Consider the following 17393-nt stretch of genomic DNA (forward strand, 5'->3'; position numbering starts at 1 on the left):
AAATAGGACAACGTCATACACATATATTGTCCAGACACCTTTCAAGCACAGTTTGATTGAAGTATAGAGTATTTTATTTGAAAACGAGGATAGCAAGTCCGGGAGGGGATCACTTGGAAAAAGTCGATATTTTCAAGGATATCGCTGAACGAACAGGAGGCGATATATATTTAGGAGTCGTTGGAGCTGTTCGTACAGGGAAATCTACGTTTATTAAAAAGTTTATGGAGCTCGTGGTGCTCCCGAATATCAATAATGAGGCAGACCGTGCAAGAGCACAGGATGAATTGCCGCAAAGCGCAGCAGGAAAAACCATAATGACCACAGAGCCAAAATTTGTACCAAACCAAGCGGCATCTATTCACGTGAGTGACGGTCTTGATGTCAACATCAGACTCGTAGATTGTGTAGGGTACACAGTCCCTGGTGCACGCGGATATGAAGATGAAAATGGGCCAAGAATGATCAACACGCCGTGGTATGAGGAACCAATCCCGTTTCATGAAGCAGCGGAAATTGGTACACGCAAGGTCATTCAAGAGCATTCAACCATTGGTGTTGTCATTACAACAGACGGATCAATTGGTGAAATTCCAAGACATGACTATATTGAATCTGAAGAACGTGTGATTGATGAACTCAAAGAAGTTGGAAAGCCGTTTATTATGGTGATCAACTCCGTGAGACCATATCATCCTGAAACAGAAGCGTTGCGGCAGGAACTCAGCCAAAAGTATGATATTCCAGTACTCGCCATGAGCGTGGAAAGTATGAGAGAGCAAGACGTACTCAGTGTTCTTCGTGAAGCATTATATGAATTCCCAGTGCTTGAGGTGAATGTGAACCTGCCAAGCTGGGTCATGGTGCTAAAAGAAGATCATTGGCTAAGAGAGAGTTATCAGGATTCAGTGAAGGAAACCGTAAAGGATATTAAAAGATTAAGAGATGTCGACCGCGTCGTTGGTCAATTCAGTGAATTTGACTTTATTGAAAGAGCGGGCTTAGCGGGTATTGAAATGGGCCAGGGCATCGCAGAAATTGATCTGTATGCGCCAGATGATCTATATGATCATATTTTAAAAGAAGTGGTTGGTGTGGAAATTAGGGGCAAAGACCATCTTCTAGAGCTCATGCAAGATTTTGCGCATGCAAAGACAGAATATGATCAAGTGTCAGACGCATTAAAAATGGTGAAGCAAACTGGCTATGGGATTGCGGCGCCAGCTTTGTCAGATATGAGCTTAGATGAGCCGGAAATCATTAGGCAAGGATCAAGATTTGGCGTGAGATTAAAAGCAGTTGCTCCATCTATTCACATGATTAAGGTGGATGTAGAGAGCGAATTTGCACCGATTATCGGAACAGAAAAACAAAGTGAAGAGCTTGTCCGCTACTTAATGCAAGACTTCGAAGATGATCCGCTTTCGATTTGGAATTCAGATATATTTGGACGCTCACTCAGCTCCCTTGTCAGAGAAGGCATTCAAGCAAAGCTGTCTCTGATGCCAGAAAATGCAAGATATAAGCTGAAGGAAACGCTAGAAAGAATCATCAACGAAGGATCAGGCGGTCTGATCGCGATTATTCTATAACATGTGAGACCTCTCATTGATAGAGGTCTTTTTTTGCGTGCTATATTATGAGTCATAAAAAGACAATTGTATAAAGATTAGTCAGATTCAGGCTGAAATTAGGAATATTCGTTCGCAAAAGTGCCCTTAATCCTTGACGAATAAGGATTCTTCCCTTTAAAATGCTTGATATGGTATTTCATATGTGTTACTCTACTTACAGAAAATCTTCACTTTGTTGGACAAACATTCCTTCAAAGAGAAGTTTTCTAATGAAAAGCCATGTATGACGCTTTCTAGACGCTCTTTTTTTCAAAAAAAGTGTATAGAAAGAAGATGAATTGTGAAGAAATGATAACAATCTACTGAATGCATATTTTTGGGAGGAGGTGAAAGGCATGAACAAGACAGAACTTATTAACGCGGTTGCTGAAGCAAGCGAGTTATCTAAAAAAGACGCGACAAAAGCAGTTGACTCTGTTTTTGATACAATTTTAGATGCACTTAAAAATGGTGACAAAATCCAACTTATCGGTTTTGGTAACTTTGAAGTACGTGAGCGTTCAGCTCGTAAAGGACGTAACCCACAAACTGGTGCAGAGATCGAAATCCCTGCAAGCAAAGTACCTGCTTTCAAACCAGGTAAAGCACTTAAAGACGCGGTGGCAGGTAAATAATCGTTATGTGTAATGATCCTATTAAAGGAGTTATACATATACAGTTTCACACTGGTCTAGAAAAGCCCCTTCGATAAGGGGCTTTTCCTTTTGAATCAAAAGGTTCGTTTAGAACGCTCTCCTTTGCTTTTAGGATCTGAAGTGTGCTAGAATCTGATTGAAATGTAATCGCCTTTGGAGGATATAATACATGAGTGAAATAAATAAACAACTAATCGAACACGCTGTACGCGATATATTAAAAGCAATCGGAGAAGATCCGGATCGTGAAGGGCTTCTTGATACCCCAAAACGAGTAGCAAAAATGTATGAAGAAGTGTTCTCGGGATTAAATGAAGATCCAAAAGAACATTTTAAAACCATTTTTGGTGAAGATCACGAAGAACTCGTTCTTGTAAAAGATATTGCTTTCCATTCAATGTGTGAACACCACCTTGTACCTTTCTATGGAAAAGCCCATGTCGCTTATATTCCGCGCGGCGGAAAAGTAACGGGACTTAGCAAGCTTGCAAGAGCTGTAGAGGCCGTTGCAAAGCGCCCACAGCTTCAGGAGCGCATTACATCAACTATTGCAGATAGTATGGTGGAAACACTCAATCCGCATGGTGTGATGATTGTCGTTGAAGCAGAACATATGTGTATGACGATGCGCGGAGTGAAAAAGCCTGGTGCCAAAACGGTCACATCAGCAGTGCGCGGCACATTTGCAAATGATGCGGCAGCAAGAGCAGAAGTGCTTTCCTTTATTAAAAACGACTAATCAATAGATGGAAGGTGAACAGATTGAGTGAAAAAAAAGCATCTGATTTTGTGGTGATTAAAGCCATTGATAATGGCGTAAACGTAATCGGCTTAACTAGAGGCTCTGATACAAGATTTCACCATTCCGAAAAACTCGATAAAGGTGAAGTCATTATCGCACAATTTACTGAGCATACGTCAGCTATCAAAGTAAGAGGCGATGCTGTCATTCAAACAAGCTTCGGTGAAATTCAAAGCGAAGCAAAGAAATAAAGCACGAGTATGCACTTGATAGCATAAAAGTGAGAGCTCATATGGTATAATAAATCTCTATACAATGTGCAGGGCTACATATGAAACTGTAATTTTTGGGACAAGGGTGATATCTTTGCAAGACATCTACGGAACTTTATCTAATCTAAATATAAAATTAAATAAAAAGCTTTCTCATCCTTATTTGGCGAAGCATTTGCGCGCGCCACTCATCGATGAAGATAAGCTCCTTCTTTTTCATGCTATGTTTGATGAAGCTCAAATTGATGCAGAGAAAAAAGAAAATTATATTCTAACGGCGATGCTTGTGCAAATTGCCCTTGATACCCATGACGAAGTCACAACTGCTGCAGCCATCAAACAAGACGAATTCAAAAATCGTCAGCTGACCATCCTAGCAGGAGACTATTTCAGCGGTCTCTATTATTCTCTTCTCTCTGACATGAAAGACATTTACATGATCCGCACGCTCGCTACGGCCATTAAAGAGATTAATGAACATAAAATTAGACTGTATGATCGATCCATTCAAGATGCAGCACACTTTTACAAAAGTGTAGCTACAGTGGAGTCTGCGCTATTCCAAAGGATTTCTGAGCATTTTCAATTAACGCATTGGAATGAGATTGCAAATCGTTTCCTTGTTTATAAGCGTTTTATGAAACAAGCAGAAGATGACAAACATTTAAAACTTTTTTTGAACGATAGCTATACGGACGCCTATACATGTTTTGACAACTTTGAGAATGAAGGCTATGAGCAAGCCAAAATGTCGATCAAGAAACATCTTGTTTCATCTCCGGTCGTTCAAAAAGAGCTATTAAATCGCCTGGATCATATGAAAAATGAGCCTGCGTACCATCAGAAAGTGGAAGAAGGGTAAGTCATGCAGCAATCAAAAGAACAGCGAGTACACGGTGTATTTGAAAAAATTTATAAAAACTATGATCAAATGAACTCTGTCATCAGTTTTAAACAGCATAAAAAATGGCGCGATAAAACAATGAAGCTCATGAATGTTCAAAAAGGAGCCAAAGCATTAGATGTATGCTGTGGAACAGCCGATTGGACGATTGCGCTTGCAGACGCTGCCGGAGAAAATGGCGAGGTAAAAGGCCTTGATTTTAGTAAAAATATGCTGAGTGTTGGAGAAACGAAGGTGAAGACAGGGGGCTACAATCAAATTGAATTGCTCCACGGCAATGCAATGGAGCTTCCTTTTGAGGACAACAAATTTGATTATGTCACAATTGGTTTTGGTCTTCGAAATGTCCCTGATTACTTAACGGTGTTAAAGGAAATGACAAGAGTGGTGAAGCCTGGTGGAATGGTTGTCTGCCTTGAGACATCACAGCCTGAGATGATTGGTTTTAAACAAGGTTATTATGTCTATTTCAAATACATTATGCCGCTTTTTGGTAAGCTGTTTGCCAAAAGCTATCAGGAGTATTCATGGCTTCAAGAATCAGCCAAAACGTTCCCTGGCATGAAAGAGCTGGCGGCTCTTTTCGAAGAGGCAGGTTTGTCTGATGTCTCGTATCATCCATTTACAGGCGGTGTAGCAGCAACACATATCGGAAAGAAGCTTTGAATAAACGATATTTGGGTGAAGATAATGAAACTAAAAGCAATGATCTCTTTTTTAAATCATGATATCGATATAATTGAAAAAGAGCTTGAACAAACAGTTCGCTCTGATTATGCATTATTAAGTGAAGCAGGTCTTCATTTGCTGCAAGCGGGCGGAAAACGAATCCGCCCCGTTTTTGTTCTCCTTTCAGGCATGTTTGGCGACTATGACATTAATAAAATTAAATATGTTGCGGTTGCCTTAGAATTAATTCATATGGCATCGCTTGTTCATGATGATGTCATTGATGATGCAGAGCTGAGAAGAGGCAAGCCAACGATTAAGGCAAAATGGGACAATAGAATTGCCATGTACACAGGGGATTACTTGTTTGCAAGATCGCTTGAGTACATGACAAAGATCAATCATCCAATGGCACATGAAATCTTGTCAAAAATGGTTGTCGAGCTCTGTCTCGGTGAAATAGAGCAAGTAAAAGACAAATACAACATGGATCAAAACCTTCGTACATATTTAAGAAGAATCAAGCGAAAAACGGCCTTACTCATTGCAGGCAGCTGTCAATTAGGAGCCATTGCAGCAGGCACAGATGAAAAAACACATAAAGCCCTTTACTGGTTTGGATACTATGTCGGCATGTCTTACCAGATCATTGATGATGTCCTTGACTTCACATCAACTGAAGAAGAGCTAGGTAAGCCTGTTGGTGGAGACCTTTTACAAGGGAATGTCACACTTCCAGTCTTATATGCACTGAAGAATCCGACATTAGAAGGACAATTGAAGCTGATTAATAGCGAAACGACCGAAAAGCAGCTGAAGCCTGTGATTGAAAGTCTCAAACAAACAGATGCGATCGACCGTTCCATTCGAGTGAGTGAAATGTATTTGAAAAAAGCATTTGAACAGCTTGACAAGCTTCCACGCGGACGAGCGAAAACGTCATTAGCCTCCATTGCAAAATATATTGGGAAACGAAAATTCTAATCAACTTTTAGTTGATTGGTTTTTTTGTGAAATTTTTTGTCAAAAATTGATTATTGTAAAGAAAAATGATACGATCACTTTGTAACAATGTAAGCCTATACATACATAACGACGGGGTGGAAAACGTATATGGACAAAACATTTCTTATGGTCAAACCTGATGGTGTTGAAAGACAATTAATCGGTGAAATTGTGTCAAGATTCGAAAAAAAGGGACTTCAGCTTGTTGGTGCAAAACTAATGAGTATTCCGAAAGAAGTAGCAGAAACACATTACGAAGAACATAAAGAAAAACCATTTTTCGGGGAATTGGTTGACTTTATTACGTCAGGACCTGTATTTGCTATGGTATGGCAAGGTGAACAGGTGGTAGATGTGACAAGGCAGATAATCGGAAAAACAAATCCGAAAGAAGCACTTCCTGGTACAATAAGAGGAGATTATGGATTAACTGTTGGGAAAAACATTATCCACGGCTCAGACTCACCAGAAAGTGCTGAAAGAGAAATCAACTTATTCTTTAAACAAGAAGAACTCACAAACTGGGATCAAACCATCTCAAGCTGGATTTATTAAGCTTCAAGCCAAAGTGTTCATCAATTGAGCACTTTGGCTTTTTTATATTGATATTTCTATACGGAAATTCGCATGAGATGATACAAATTTTTGATAAAAACAGCTATACTAGGACAAAGATAGATGAGACAGGAGAGGACATTGATGGATCAATATCAATTATTTGTTGGAAAATGGAAAAAACTAACCGGGGTTGATCTAAATCTCTATAAAGAAGCACAAATGAAACGAAGATTAACATCACTTTATGATAAAAAAGGATATAAAGATTTTGAAGCATTCGCAGCTGCTCTTGAAAAGGATAGAGTGCTGTTAGATGAAACAATGGACAGAATGACCATTAATGTGTCAGAATTTTACCGAAACTATCAGCGCTGGGAAGTACTTGAGCAAAAAATTCTTCCGCTGCTTTTAAAAAACAGTGGAAACTTAAAGATATGGAGTGCAGCATGCTCGACAGGAGAAGAACCGTATACCCTTTCGATGCTGCTTTCAAGTCATCCTCTTGTGAAGGACTTCCAAATTATTGCAACTGATATTGATGATAAAGTCCTGCAATCAGCACAAAAAGGGAGATATCATGAACGCTCTCTGCAAGAGGTGCCAGATCAGATCAAACAAAAATATTTCACAAAAGAAGATTCTTCATTTTACACTGTGAAAGATGAGATTCGAAAGCACATTCAATTTAAGAAGCACAACCTTTTAGCAGATCCATATGAAAAACAGCTTGATCTCATCGTCTGTCGAAATGTACTTATTTATTTTACAGAAGAGGCGAAAGAAGAAATTTACTTGAAAATGAGCAACAGTTTAAAGCAAAAAGGCGTGTTATTTGTTGGTTCCACAGAACAAATTTTTCACCCAGAAAAGTTTGGACTGACATCTGCTGATACTTTCTTTTATCAAAAGAAGGGTATCTAGCTGACTTTTTAGTAGTAAGTGTGTTATCATAGTTTTACTTAAAAGCGTTAATGCGATGAAGGGAGATTAAGTCATGAGGTACTTAACAGCAGGTGAATCACATGGTCCACAACTGACCACAATTATTGAAGGAGTTCCAGCGGGACTTTACATAGAGCAGGATGACATCAATTATGAACTGGCTAGAAGACAGAAAGGTCATGGCCGCGGAAGAAGAATGCAAATCGAAAAAGATCAAGCAAAAGTGTTAAGTGGTGTTCGCCACGGGAAAACGTTAGGTTCTCCTATTACACTTGTTGTTGAAAATAATGACTGGAAGCACTGGACAAAGGTGATGGGGGCAGAGCCGATCACTGAAGAAGAAGAGAGTGAAATGAAGCGTCAAATCTCTCGTCCAAGACCAGGGCATGCGGATTTAAATGGTGCGATTAAATATGGTCACCGTGATATGAGAAACGTATTAGAGCGTTCATCAGCCCGCGAGACAACAGTTCGCGTGGCAGCAGGAGCAGTAGCCAAACAAATCTTAGCTCACCTAGGGATCAAGGTAGCTGGTCACGTCCTTGAAATTGGCGGAGTGAAAGCAGCTGACACTGCATATGAGTCTATTGAAGATTTGCAAAAAGTAACAGAACAATCACCAGTTCGCTGTTATGACAGTGAAGCAGGTCAAAAAATGATGGATGCCATCGATGAAGCTAAGAAAAACGGCGATTCGATTGGCGGCATTGTCGAAGTAATTGTTGAAGGTATGCCAGTTGGAGTCGGCAGCTATGTTCATTATGACCGTAAACTGGACAGTAAGCTCGCGGGCGCTGTTCTTAGCATCAACGCTTTTAAAGGAGTTGAATTCGGTATTGGCTTCGAGGCGGCTTCTAAAAATGGCAGTGAGGTCCATGATGAAATCATCTGGGATGAAGAAAAAGGCTATACGAGAAAAACAAATCGCTTAGGTGGTCTTGAAGGCGGAATGTCAACTGGCATGCCGATTGTCGTTAGAGGGGTCATGAAGCCAATCCCAACTCTTTATAAGCCGCTTCAAAGCGTTGATATTGAAACGAAAGAACCTTTCTCTGCAAGTATTGAGCGTTCTGATAGCTGTGCTGTTCCTGCTGCAAGTGTTGTCGCAGAAGCAGTCGTGGCATGGGAAATTGCCAATGCAGTCGTTGAGCAGTTTGGTCTTGACCAAATAGATCGCATTAAAGAAAATGTTGAAAAAATGCACCAGCTTCAGAGGGAGTTTTAATGAAAACACTGGAAGTGAAGACGTCTTCAGCCACTTATCCTGTATATATCGGTGATGGGATTAAACGCAATATCGTAGACTTGATTACTTCCACTGGGCATTCCTTTACGAAGCTCATGATCGTCACAGATTCAGCCGTTGATGCCATTTACGGTGATGAAATGGTGCGATTACTTGAACAGAAGTGGTCTGTACAAAAAGTCGTTGTGCCAAACGGAGAACAATCGAAATCTTTTGCACAGTTTGAGCATGTTCATACGAAAGCCATTCAATTTCAGCTCGATCGTTCCTCCTGCATCATTGCGCTAGGAGGAGGAGTGATTGGCGACTTGGCTGGTTTTGCTGCTGCCACTTATATGAGAGGCATTGATTTTATTCAAGTTCCGACCACATTACTGGCACATGACAGTGCAGTCGGCGGGAAAACAGGGATCAATCATCCGCTTGGTAAAAATTTAATAGGTGCGTTTCATCAGCCGAAAGCTGTGATCTATGATACTAGTATGCTTGAGACACTTTCTCAAGTTGAGCTGAGATCGGGCTTCGCTGAGGTCATCAAACATGCGCTGATTTCAAGTGAAGACTTTTTATCAGAACTTATGTCCATTCGTTCGTTGACGGGTTTATCAAAGGGCGAGCTGGCACATATGCTGTATCAAGGGATTCAAGTCAAAGCATCGATTGTTCAAGAAGACGAAAAAGAACAAGGTGTGCGTGCATATTTGAATTTAGGCCATACACTTGGGCATGCCATTGAAGCGGAGTATGGATATGGAGCCATCACTCACGGAGATGCGATTGCGATTGGCATGCAGTTTGCTTTATATGTGAGCGAAAAGCAATTAGGACTCCGCCTTCATCGTGAGGAACTAAAGGCGTGGATGAAAGAACTGGGATTCCCGATTCAAGTCACGCAAGATATTTCAACAAAAATATTTGTTGATCGTATGATCGGTGATAAAAAGGCAAGAGGCGGCAGTGTTCAACTTGTTTTATTAAAACAGGTTGGAGACGTTACCTTGCATTCTTTCACAAAAGATGAGCTGTATCATTGGCTCGAAGAATGGAAACGGGAGGAGGGGTGTCTATGATGTTTCGCGGGATACGTGGGGCTACAACTGTGGCAGAAGATACAGAAAAAGAAGTGTTAAACAAAACGAAACAGCTGCTAGAAGCCATCATTTCAAAAAACCAAGTAGATCCAGAACGTGTCGTGCAGATCTTGATTTCAGCTACACAAGATATTCACTCCGTTTTTCCGGCAAAAGCACTTCGTCAGTTTGAAGGCTGGACATATGTGCCTGTCACTTGTATGCAGGAGCTGGACATTGATGGCGGTCTAAAGCAGTGCATTCGGGTGTTAATGACCGTCCAGACAGATACAAAGCAGGAGGACATACAGCATGTGTACTTGGAAGAAGCCGTTGCGCTTCGCCCTGATTTACAGTTGACAAAAAACAAGGAATTATAATACGATATGAACAGCCGAAGTTTACACACAGGTGTAAACGGCATTGCAAGCTTAGAGAAGATGAGAATGAGACTAGGGTAGTTGAGATGAGTAGAGTTGAGCAGAGATACGATACTTCTATTTAATCATACTGCCTAAAAGAGCAAACCTCTTTTAGGCTTATTTCGTATACTCACACAAACCCTCTAGATGTCCCCTCATTCTCCTTAATCCCATTTAAGGAGTGTGCTTATGAAATCCCAATCAAACCTTACCCAATTTTTAAGGGACAGTGAGTCCCACAAAACGATCCCGATTGTTGAAACCATTACAGTCGATACACTCTCGCCGATTCAAATTGTTGAGAAACTTAAACAGGATATTGTGTATCTGCTAGAAAGCAAAGACGAATCTTCTAGCTGGTCGAGATATTCCTTCATCGGATTACACCCTTTCTTAACCTTGCATGACGACCAAGACCAATATATTGCACGTGATGCTGCTGGGCAGGAAGTGATGCAAAAGCAAGAGCTGAAAGATTTACTAGACTGGATGAAAGAGCAATATCAAATCAAGACACCAGATGTTGATATCCCGTTTACAGGCGGTGCCGTTGGGTACTTGAGTTACGATCTCATCCCAAGCATTGAACCTTCTGTTAGACCGCATAGGAACGCATCATCGACAGATCATTGCACATTATTTGTCTGTCAAACGATGATTGCTTTTGACCATGAAACGAATCATGTTCATTTTATTCAATACACCCAGCTGACCGGAAATGAAACAGAAGACGAAAAAATAAGAGCTTACAAAGAAAATCAACAGCGGCTTGAACATATGATTCACAAGCTTCACATGAAGATTGATATGAAAGAACTGATTTTATCAGGGAATATGAACGAAACACCGTCCTTTGAACAAGTGACGTCAACCTATGAAAAAACGCAATTTTTAAAGGACGTAGAAAAAATCAAGGAGTACATTAGAGCGGGTGATATTTTCCAAGGGGTACTCTCGCAGCGCTTTGATATCCCTGTGTCAGTCAGTTCATTTGAATTGTACCGCGTACTTCGGATAGTGAATCCATCTCCCTATATGTATTTTATGAAATTAAAGGATCGAGATTTAGTCGGAAGCTCGCCAGAACGATTAATTCATGCCAAGAATGGGCACTTAGAAATTCATCCGATCGCAGGCACAAGAAAACGAGGAACATCAAAAGAAGAGGATGCTGCACTAGCGAGAGAGCTGCTAGATGATGAAAAAGAAAAAGCAGAGCATTATATGTTAGTAGACCTTGCCAGAAATGATGTAGGCCGTGTGGCAGAATACGGCAGTGTATCCGTCCCAACTTTTACAAAAGTAGTGAACTTTTCACATGTCATGCACATCATCTCCATTGTGACAGGAAAGCTGAAGCAAGATACGCATCCAGTCGATGCGCTCATGTCCGCTTTTCCAGCAGGCACATTAACAGGTGCACCGAAAATTAGGGCGATGCAATTATTAAATGAAATGGAGCCAGAGCCAAGAGAAACGTATGGTGGCTGTATTGCTTATATTGGCTTTGACGGCAATATCGACTCCTGTATTACCATTCGCACCATGAGCGTGAAAAATCAGATCGCTTCTATACAAGCAGGCGCTGGCATTGTCGCTGACTCTATTCCTGAAAACGAATGGGAAGAGACGTGTAACAAGGCCGGGGCACTTCTGAAAGCCATTCAGCTTGCTGAACATATTTTCTCAGAAAAGGAGAGTGTGCAAGATGAATCAACGACTATCAGCTCTTGTTAATGGTGGACTTCTATCAGAAAATGAAGCGAACATGCTGATGCATGATATGATGAGCGGCTCTTTAACAGATGCTGAAGTCGCTGCAAGTCTATCCATTTTAGCGCTTAGAGGGGAAACCTCCGAAGAGATGACAGGCTTTGTGAAAGCAATAAGACAAAATGCAGCTCCAATAGAAGGGTCGCTTGATGTCGTTGATACGTGCGGTACAGGAGGCGATGGGCTATCGACATTTAATATATCAACTGCCGCCGCCATTGTAGCATCCGCTGCTGGTGCCAAAATCGCCAAACATGGAAATCGGTCGGTCTCTTCTAAAAGCGGGAGTGCCGACGTACTAGAATGTCTTGGGATCCAAATTCAGTCCACACCAGAAGAAACAAGACAACAAATACAGCAGAAAAACATGGGCTTTTTATTTGCACCGCTCTATCATTCATCTATGAAACAAGTAGCAGCAGTCCGCAAGCAGCTCGGATTTCGGACGGTATTTAATCTATTAGGTCCGCTTTGTCATCCAATGCAAGCCAAAAAGCAAATCATCGGTGTGTATTCAAAGGAAAAGGCAAAATTAATGGCGAAAGCCCTAGCGCCTATAAAGCCAGAACATGTCCTGTTTGTTTGCGGGGAAGATGGGCTGGATGAATTAACGATTACAGCAAATTCATATGTGATTGAACTCAAAAAAGATGTCATAACAGAATATACGCTAAACCCAGAAGATTTTGGGCTGGAAAAAGGGCACTTGTCAGACATTCAGGTCAATTCACCAGAAGAGAGTGCCAAATTGATTCAGAATATATTGAATCATCAGATAGGGGGAGCCCCGCTTCATATTACAGCTCTTAATGCTGGAGCTGCTTTATATGTGGCAGGAAAGTCAGAAAGCCTGATGGCAGGAACATTAAAAGCATTAGAAACAATTAAAAGCGGCGCAGCCAAAGAACAATTGGCCCGTTTAAAACAAAAAAAGAAAGAGGAAGAGATCTATGCTTAATCAAATTATCACGCGTAAAAAAGAACATATCCAAACCTTGCAATTACCTGCTGATGGACACTATGAAAGGCGGTCATTTAAAGAAGCACTTATAAACCCTCATCGCTCGATTGGACTTATTGCTGAGGTAAAAAAAGCGTCTCCTTCCAAAGGAATCATTCAACCAAATTTTGATCCTTTACAAACAGCAAAAGCATACGAAAAATCAAACGCAGATTGCTTATCTGTCTTAACGGATGAACCGTTTTTCCAAGGGAAAAACGAGTACCTGTCCCTCATTAAAGAACACGTAGCGTGTCCAGTTCTAAGAAAAGATTTCATCATTGATTCAATTCAAATAGAAGAGTCAAAACGCATAGGGGCTGATGCCATCTTATTAATCGGAGAAGTGCTTGAGCCAAAGAAGCTGTATGAGCTGTATGCTGAAGCAAAAGAAAAAGGGCTTGATGTCCTCGTTGAAGTTCATGCAGCAGATACACTGGCAAACATCTTAAACATTTTTACCCCTGAGATCATTGGAGTGAACAACCGGAATCTAAATACATTTACAACAACAGTCGAGCAAACAAAAGAGATTGCACCACTTGTTCCAAAGGATGTCTTGCTCGTGAGTGAAAGCGGCATTCAGACATTTGATGATCTGACCTTTGTGAAGAACCATGGAGCAAGCGCTGTTCTTGTTGGCGAATCATTAATGAGAGAGCAATCTCAGGAAAAAGCCGTTAAAGCGTTATTTGGAGAATGAACATGACGAAGCCTTATGTAAAATATTGCGGGGCTGTCACGCAAGAGGATGTCGATTGCATCGCGCAATCTCAAGCGGATGCGATCGGATTTATCTTTGCTCCAAGTAAAAGACAGGTCCATCCAGATCAAGTGAAGCAATGGCTAGCACAAACGAAGTGCGAGAAAGATATCGCTGGTGTATTTGTGAATGAAAAGATACAAAAAGTGTGCGACATCACAAAGCACATTCCGTTAGATATCGTCCAGCTTCATGGAGATGAAACACGAGAACATGCAAAAGAAATAAAAGAGCAAACAGGGGCTATCGTATGGAAAGTATTTCACCACGAGCCCAATTTAACCGGAACGCTCGAAAAAATGACGGCATTTGCGCCCTTTGTCGACGGCTTTCTCATTGACGCGAAAGTAAAAGGGATGAGAGGCGGTTCTGGAACAGCTTTTGCATGGGAGGCGGTACCTTCATATGTTCAGCATGCAAAGCATCTGAGAAAAAATTGCGTCATTGCAGGCGGAGTGACGCCAGTAACGATTACAGAACTGCTTGCCTATGGTCCAGAAGCTATCGATCTTTCAAGCGGAATAGAAGAAAACGGGAAGAAAAGCAATGCAAAGATCAAAGCGCTCGAAGAAAGGATGTTAAACGATGTACGCATATCCAAATGAGATTGGCAGATATGGAGAATTCGGAGGGAAATTTGTCCCGGAAACGCTCATGCAGCCACTAGAAGAAATCGAAAAAGCATTTCGTGAATTAAAAGAAGACCCTGCTTTTCAAAAGGAATATATATCGCTTCTGCGAAACTATTCAGGCAGACCGACTGCGCTCACATACGCTGACCAATTATCAGCATACCTCGGCGGCGCAAAAATCTATTTAAAAAGAGAAGATTTAAACCACACAGGCGCTCACAAAATTAACAATGCACTTGGCCAGGCGCTGCTAGCGAAAAAAATGGGGAAATCAAACATTATCGCCGAAACAGGAGCAGGTCAGCACGGAGTAGCTGCTGCAACGGTGGCCGCAAAATTTGGATTATCCTGCATCGTATTTATGGGAAAAGAAGACGTGGAGAGACAATCACTCAATGTATTCCGAATGAAATTGCTCGGTGCTGAGGTCATACCTGTCACAAGCGGGAACGGCACATTAAAAGATGCAACCAACGAAGCCATCCGCTATTGGGTCCAGCACTGCAGCGATCATTTTTATATGATTGGATCAGTCGTTGGACCTCATCCGTATCCTCAAATCGTCAGTGAATTCCAGCGGATGATCGGTGATGAGGCAAAAACGCAAATACTTGAAAAAGAAGGTCAGCTTCCTCATAAAGTCATTGCCTGCGTTGGCGGCGGGAGTAATGCCATTGGAATGTACCGAGCGTTCTTAGATGAAGAGGTAGATATCATTGGTGTAGAAGCAGCAGGGAAAGGAATAGACACCCCCCTTCATGCAGCGACCATCACAAAAGGAACAAAAGGTGTGATTCATGGATCTTTGACATATCTGATCCAAGACGAATTTGGCCAAATTATTGAGCCGTACTCGATTTCCGCTGGATTAGACTATCCTGGGATCGGACCAGAGCACGCATATTTGCATGCAAGTGGCCGGGTTCAATATGTCAGTGCCACAGATCAAGAAGCATTAGATGCGCTAAAGCTGCTGACAGAAAAAGAAGGAATCCTGCCAGCGATTGAATCAGCACATGCCTTAGCCAAAGCGTTTGAGATGAGCCGGAATATGAGTGAAGACGAAATTGTCCTTGTCTGCCTATCAGGAAGGGGAGATAAGGATGTGCATACATTAATGAATGCGCTTGAAAGTGAGGGCAAAACAAAATGATCACATTTCAATTAGAGCAAGATGAGAAATTATTCATTCCATTTATGACGGCAGGAGATCCGTCAGAAGAGATCACCATTGATTTAGCTATCACTCTTCAAGCAGCTGGTGCGCATGCGATTGAACTAGGTGTTCCTTATTCCGATCCACTAGCGGACGGTCCTGTCATTCAAAGAGCCTCCAAAAGAGCTCTAAATCATGGCATGAATATCGTAAAAGCGATAGAATTAGCAGGGAAGATGAAAAAAAACGGTGTAAAAATTCCCGTAATTCTATTTACGTATTATAATCCTGTGTTACAATTAGACACAGAATACTTTTTCGCTTTACTGCGCAAAAATCATATTTCGGGACTCTTAACACCCGACTTGCCGTTTGAAGAGAGCAGCGAGCTGCGAGAGAACTGTCAAACACATGACATTTCATATATTTCGCTCGTTGCACCAACAAGCAAGGAACGATTAGAAAAAATTGTAGAGCAGGCAGAAGGTTTTGTGTATTGTGTTTCATCTCTTGGTGTAACAGGTGTCCGGCAATCCTTTGACGCATCAATTACTGATTTTATTCAACAAGTGAAACAGCTGAGTCACATACCGGTTGCGGTAGGTTTTGGCATTTCAACAAGAGAGCAGGTAGACTCAATGAATAAAATGAGTGACGGTGTCGTTGTAGGCAGTGCACTTGTGAAAAAAATTGAAGAGCTTCAAGATCAATTATTAGCAAGTGATACACGTCAAGATGCTTTAAGAGAATTTGAAACATATGCAAAAACATTTAGTCCCCTCTATTCATTCAAATGAGGTGAAACATTTTGCAAATCAAAGATCAATTAAAACAACTAAAACCGTATCAACCTGGGAAACCAATTGAAGAGGTCAAAAAAGAATATCAATTAGACAAAATTGTGAAATTGGCTTCAAATGAAAACCCTTTTGGATGTTCCACACATGCAAGAGAGGCGATACAAGCTGAGCTCGAACATTTAGCGATTTATCCAGATGGATACAGCGCAAGTTTAAGAACGGAGCTGGCTGAGTTTCTTCAAGTAAGTGAAAAACAATTAATATTCGGGAATGGCTCAGATGAACTTGTGCAAATTATTGCTAGGGCATTCCTTGACCAACATACAAATACCGTCATCCCGTCTCCATCTTTTCCGCAATACCGTCACAATGCAGTGATTGAACATGCAGAGATTCGAGAAGTGCCTCTTTTAGAAGAAGGAGCTCACGATCTCCAAGGGATGCTGGATTCGATTGATGAAAAAACAAAGGTCTTGTGGGTGTGTAATCCAAATAACCCGACTGGAAATCATTTATCAGAAGCCGAGCTTGTGGCGTTTTTAGATCAAGTACCACCTCACGTGCTTGTCGTTCTAGATGAAGCGTATTTTGAATACGTTCGGGCGGAAGATTTCCCGAACAGTTTATCTTTATTAAACTCATATCAAAATATTATCGTACTTCGTACGTTTTCTAAAGCCTATGGGCTTGCGGCGCTTCGAGTAGGCTATGGGATTGCGTCTGAAGAACTGATTACTGCCATTGAACCAGCGAGAGAGCCATTTAATACAAGTCGTATCGCTCAGGCAGCTGCACGTGCAGCCATAAAAGATCAAGACTTTATTCAATCGTGCAGACAAAAAAATGAGGCAGGTCTTATGCAATATCAAGAATTTGCTGACCGTTTTGGATTATTTATCTATCCGTCTCAAACAAACTTTGTACTCATTGATTTTAAAAGAGATGCAGACGAACTGTTTCAAGCACTATTGAAAAAAGGCTATATTGTTCGTTCTGGTAAAGCACTTGGTTTCCCAACTTCTTTACGTATTACTGTGGGAACAAAGGAGCAAAATGAAGAAATTCTAAGTACACTTGCCGATTTATTACAAGGCATTCGTGCGTAGCATAACAATGAAGTCATATCCTGCTATAGGATATGGCTTTCATTGTACCAACCCAATATACATA

19 protein-coding genes are annotated in these 17393 nt (G+C 41.2%); all 19 read left to right on the forward strand.

Translation table 11 applies throughout. The features are described from left to right. Positions 1-113: 113 nt before the first annotated feature. The 19 genes from spoIVA to hisC all read left to right on the forward strand — a co-directional run bounded on the left by spoIVA (position 114) and on the right by hisC (position 17329). On the forward strand, positions 114-1592 hold the full coding sequence (spoIVA, locus tag BA70_RS04740) for a stage IV sporulation protein A (protein ID WP_008344534.1): 1479 nt from the start codon (positions 114-116) through the stop codon (positions 1590-1592). A gap of 377 nt (positions 1593-1969) precedes the next feature. Beyond that, positions 1970-2248, forward strand: a complete 279-nt coding sequence (gene hbs, locus BA70_RS04745; protein ID WP_003215863.1) for a non-specific DNA-binding protein Hbs — start codon at positions 1970-1972, stop codon at positions 2246-2248. Positions 2249-2438: 190 nt separating this feature from the next. Further along, the gene (gene folE / locus BA70_RS04750) at positions 2439-3008 is read left to right on the forward strand and encodes a GTP cyclohydrolase I FolE (protein WP_034318891.1); all 570 of its coding nucleotides are present in this window, start codon (positions 2439-2441) and stop codon (positions 3006-3008) included. Positions 3009-3031: 23 nt separating this feature from the next. Continuing rightward, positions 3032-3262 (forward strand): trp RNA-binding attenuation protein MtrB, encoded by a 231-nt coding sequence (mtrB, locus tag BA70_RS04755; RefSeq protein ID WP_034318894.1) that lies wholly within the window; start codon positions 3032-3034, stop codon positions 3260-3262. A gap of 115 nt (positions 3263-3377) precedes the next feature. Next, positions 3378-4145, forward strand: a complete 768-nt coding sequence (locus tag BA70_RS04760; protein WP_034318897.1) for a heptaprenyl diphosphate synthase component 1 — start codon at positions 3378-3380, stop codon at positions 4143-4145. A gap of 3 nt (positions 4146-4148) precedes the next feature. Beyond that, complete coding sequence (locus BA70_RS04765; RefSeq protein WP_034318900.1) at positions 4149-4853, forward strand: demethylmenaquinone methyltransferase; 705 nt, start codon at positions 4149-4151, stop codon at positions 4851-4853. A gap of 24 nt (positions 4854-4877) precedes the next feature. Then, positions 4878-5840: a heptaprenyl diphosphate synthase component II gene (hepT, locus tag BA70_RS04770; RefSeq protein WP_034318902.1), complete on the forward strand. Its 963-nt coding sequence runs from the start codon at positions 4878-4880 to the stop codon at positions 5838-5840. Between the two features lie 129 nt (positions 5841-5969). Further along, positions 5970-6416, forward strand: coding sequence for a nucleoside-diphosphate kinase (gene ndk / locus BA70_RS04775; protein WP_034318904.1), 447 nt, complete (start codon positions 5970-5972; stop codon positions 6414-6416). 144 nt (positions 6417-6560) lie between these two features. Beyond that, positions 6561-7340, forward strand: coding sequence for a CheR family methyltransferase (locus BA70_RS04780; protein ID WP_034318907.1), 780 nt, complete (start codon positions 6561-6563; stop codon positions 7338-7340). Positions 7341-7413: 73 nt separating this feature from the next. Beyond that, a complete protein-coding gene (gene aroC / locus BA70_RS04785; protein WP_034318909.1) occupies positions 7414-8586 on the forward strand; it encodes a chorismate synthase in 1173 nt (390 codons plus the stop codon). Further along, positions 8586-9677, forward strand: coding sequence for a 3-dehydroquinate synthase (gene aroB / locus BA70_RS04790; protein ID WP_034318912.1), 1092 nt, complete (start codon positions 8586-8588; stop codon positions 9675-9677). Before aroC ends, aroB begins: the two co-directional genes overlap by 1 nt. Beyond that, positions 9674-10057 (forward strand): chorismate mutase, encoded by a 384-nt coding sequence (gene aroH / locus BA70_RS04795; protein ID WP_034318915.1) that lies wholly within the window; start codon positions 9674-9676, stop codon positions 10055-10057. Before aroB ends, aroH begins: the two co-directional genes overlap by 4 nt. A 231-nt stretch (positions 10058-10288) precedes the next feature. Next, the gene (gene trpE, locus BA70_RS04800; protein WP_034318918.1) at positions 10289-11836 is read left to right on the forward strand and encodes an anthranilate synthase component I; all 1548 of its coding nucleotides are present in this window, start codon (positions 10289-10291) and stop codon (positions 11834-11836) included. Beyond that, positions 11808-12830: an anthranilate phosphoribosyltransferase gene (trpD, locus tag BA70_RS04805; protein WP_034318921.1), complete on the forward strand. Its 1023-nt coding sequence runs from the start codon at positions 11808-11810 to the stop codon at positions 12828-12830. The genes trpE and trpD overlap by 29 nt, the downstream gene beginning before the upstream one ends. Beyond that, positions 12823-13575 (forward strand): indole-3-glycerol phosphate synthase TrpC, encoded by a 753-nt coding sequence (trpC, locus tag BA70_RS04810; protein WP_034318923.1) that lies wholly within the window; start codon positions 12823-12825, stop codon positions 13573-13575. The genes trpD and trpC overlap by 8 nt, the downstream gene beginning before the upstream one ends. 2 nt (positions 13576-13577) lie before the next feature. Next, on the forward strand, positions 13578-14240 hold the full coding sequence (locus BA70_RS04815; RefSeq protein WP_034318926.1) for a phosphoribosylanthranilate isomerase: 663 nt from the start codon (positions 13578-13580) through the stop codon (positions 14238-14240). Beyond that, a complete protein-coding gene (gene trpB, locus BA70_RS04820) occupies positions 14221-15420 on the forward strand; it encodes a tryptophan synthase subunit beta (protein WP_034318929.1) in 1200 nt (399 codons plus the stop codon). The genes BA70_RS04815 and trpB overlap by 20 nt, the downstream gene beginning before the upstream one ends. After that, positions 15417-16220, forward strand: a complete 804-nt coding sequence (gene trpA / locus BA70_RS04825) for a tryptophan synthase subunit alpha (protein WP_034318932.1) — start codon at positions 15417-15419, stop codon at positions 16218-16220. Before trpB ends, trpA begins: the two co-directional genes overlap by 4 nt. Before the next feature lie 11 nt (positions 16221-16231). Beyond that, on the forward strand, positions 16232-17329 hold the full coding sequence (gene hisC / locus BA70_RS04830) for a histidinol-phosphate transaminase (RefSeq protein WP_034318935.1): 1098 nt from the start codon (positions 16232-16234) through the stop codon (positions 17327-17329). Positions 17330-17393 lie beyond the last annotated feature (64 nt).

The organism is Bacillus zhangzhouensis (assembly GCF_000715205.1).
In the GTDB taxonomy this organism is placed as follows: domain Bacteria; phylum Bacillota; class Bacilli; order Bacillales; family Bacillaceae; genus Bacillus; species Bacillus zhangzhouensis.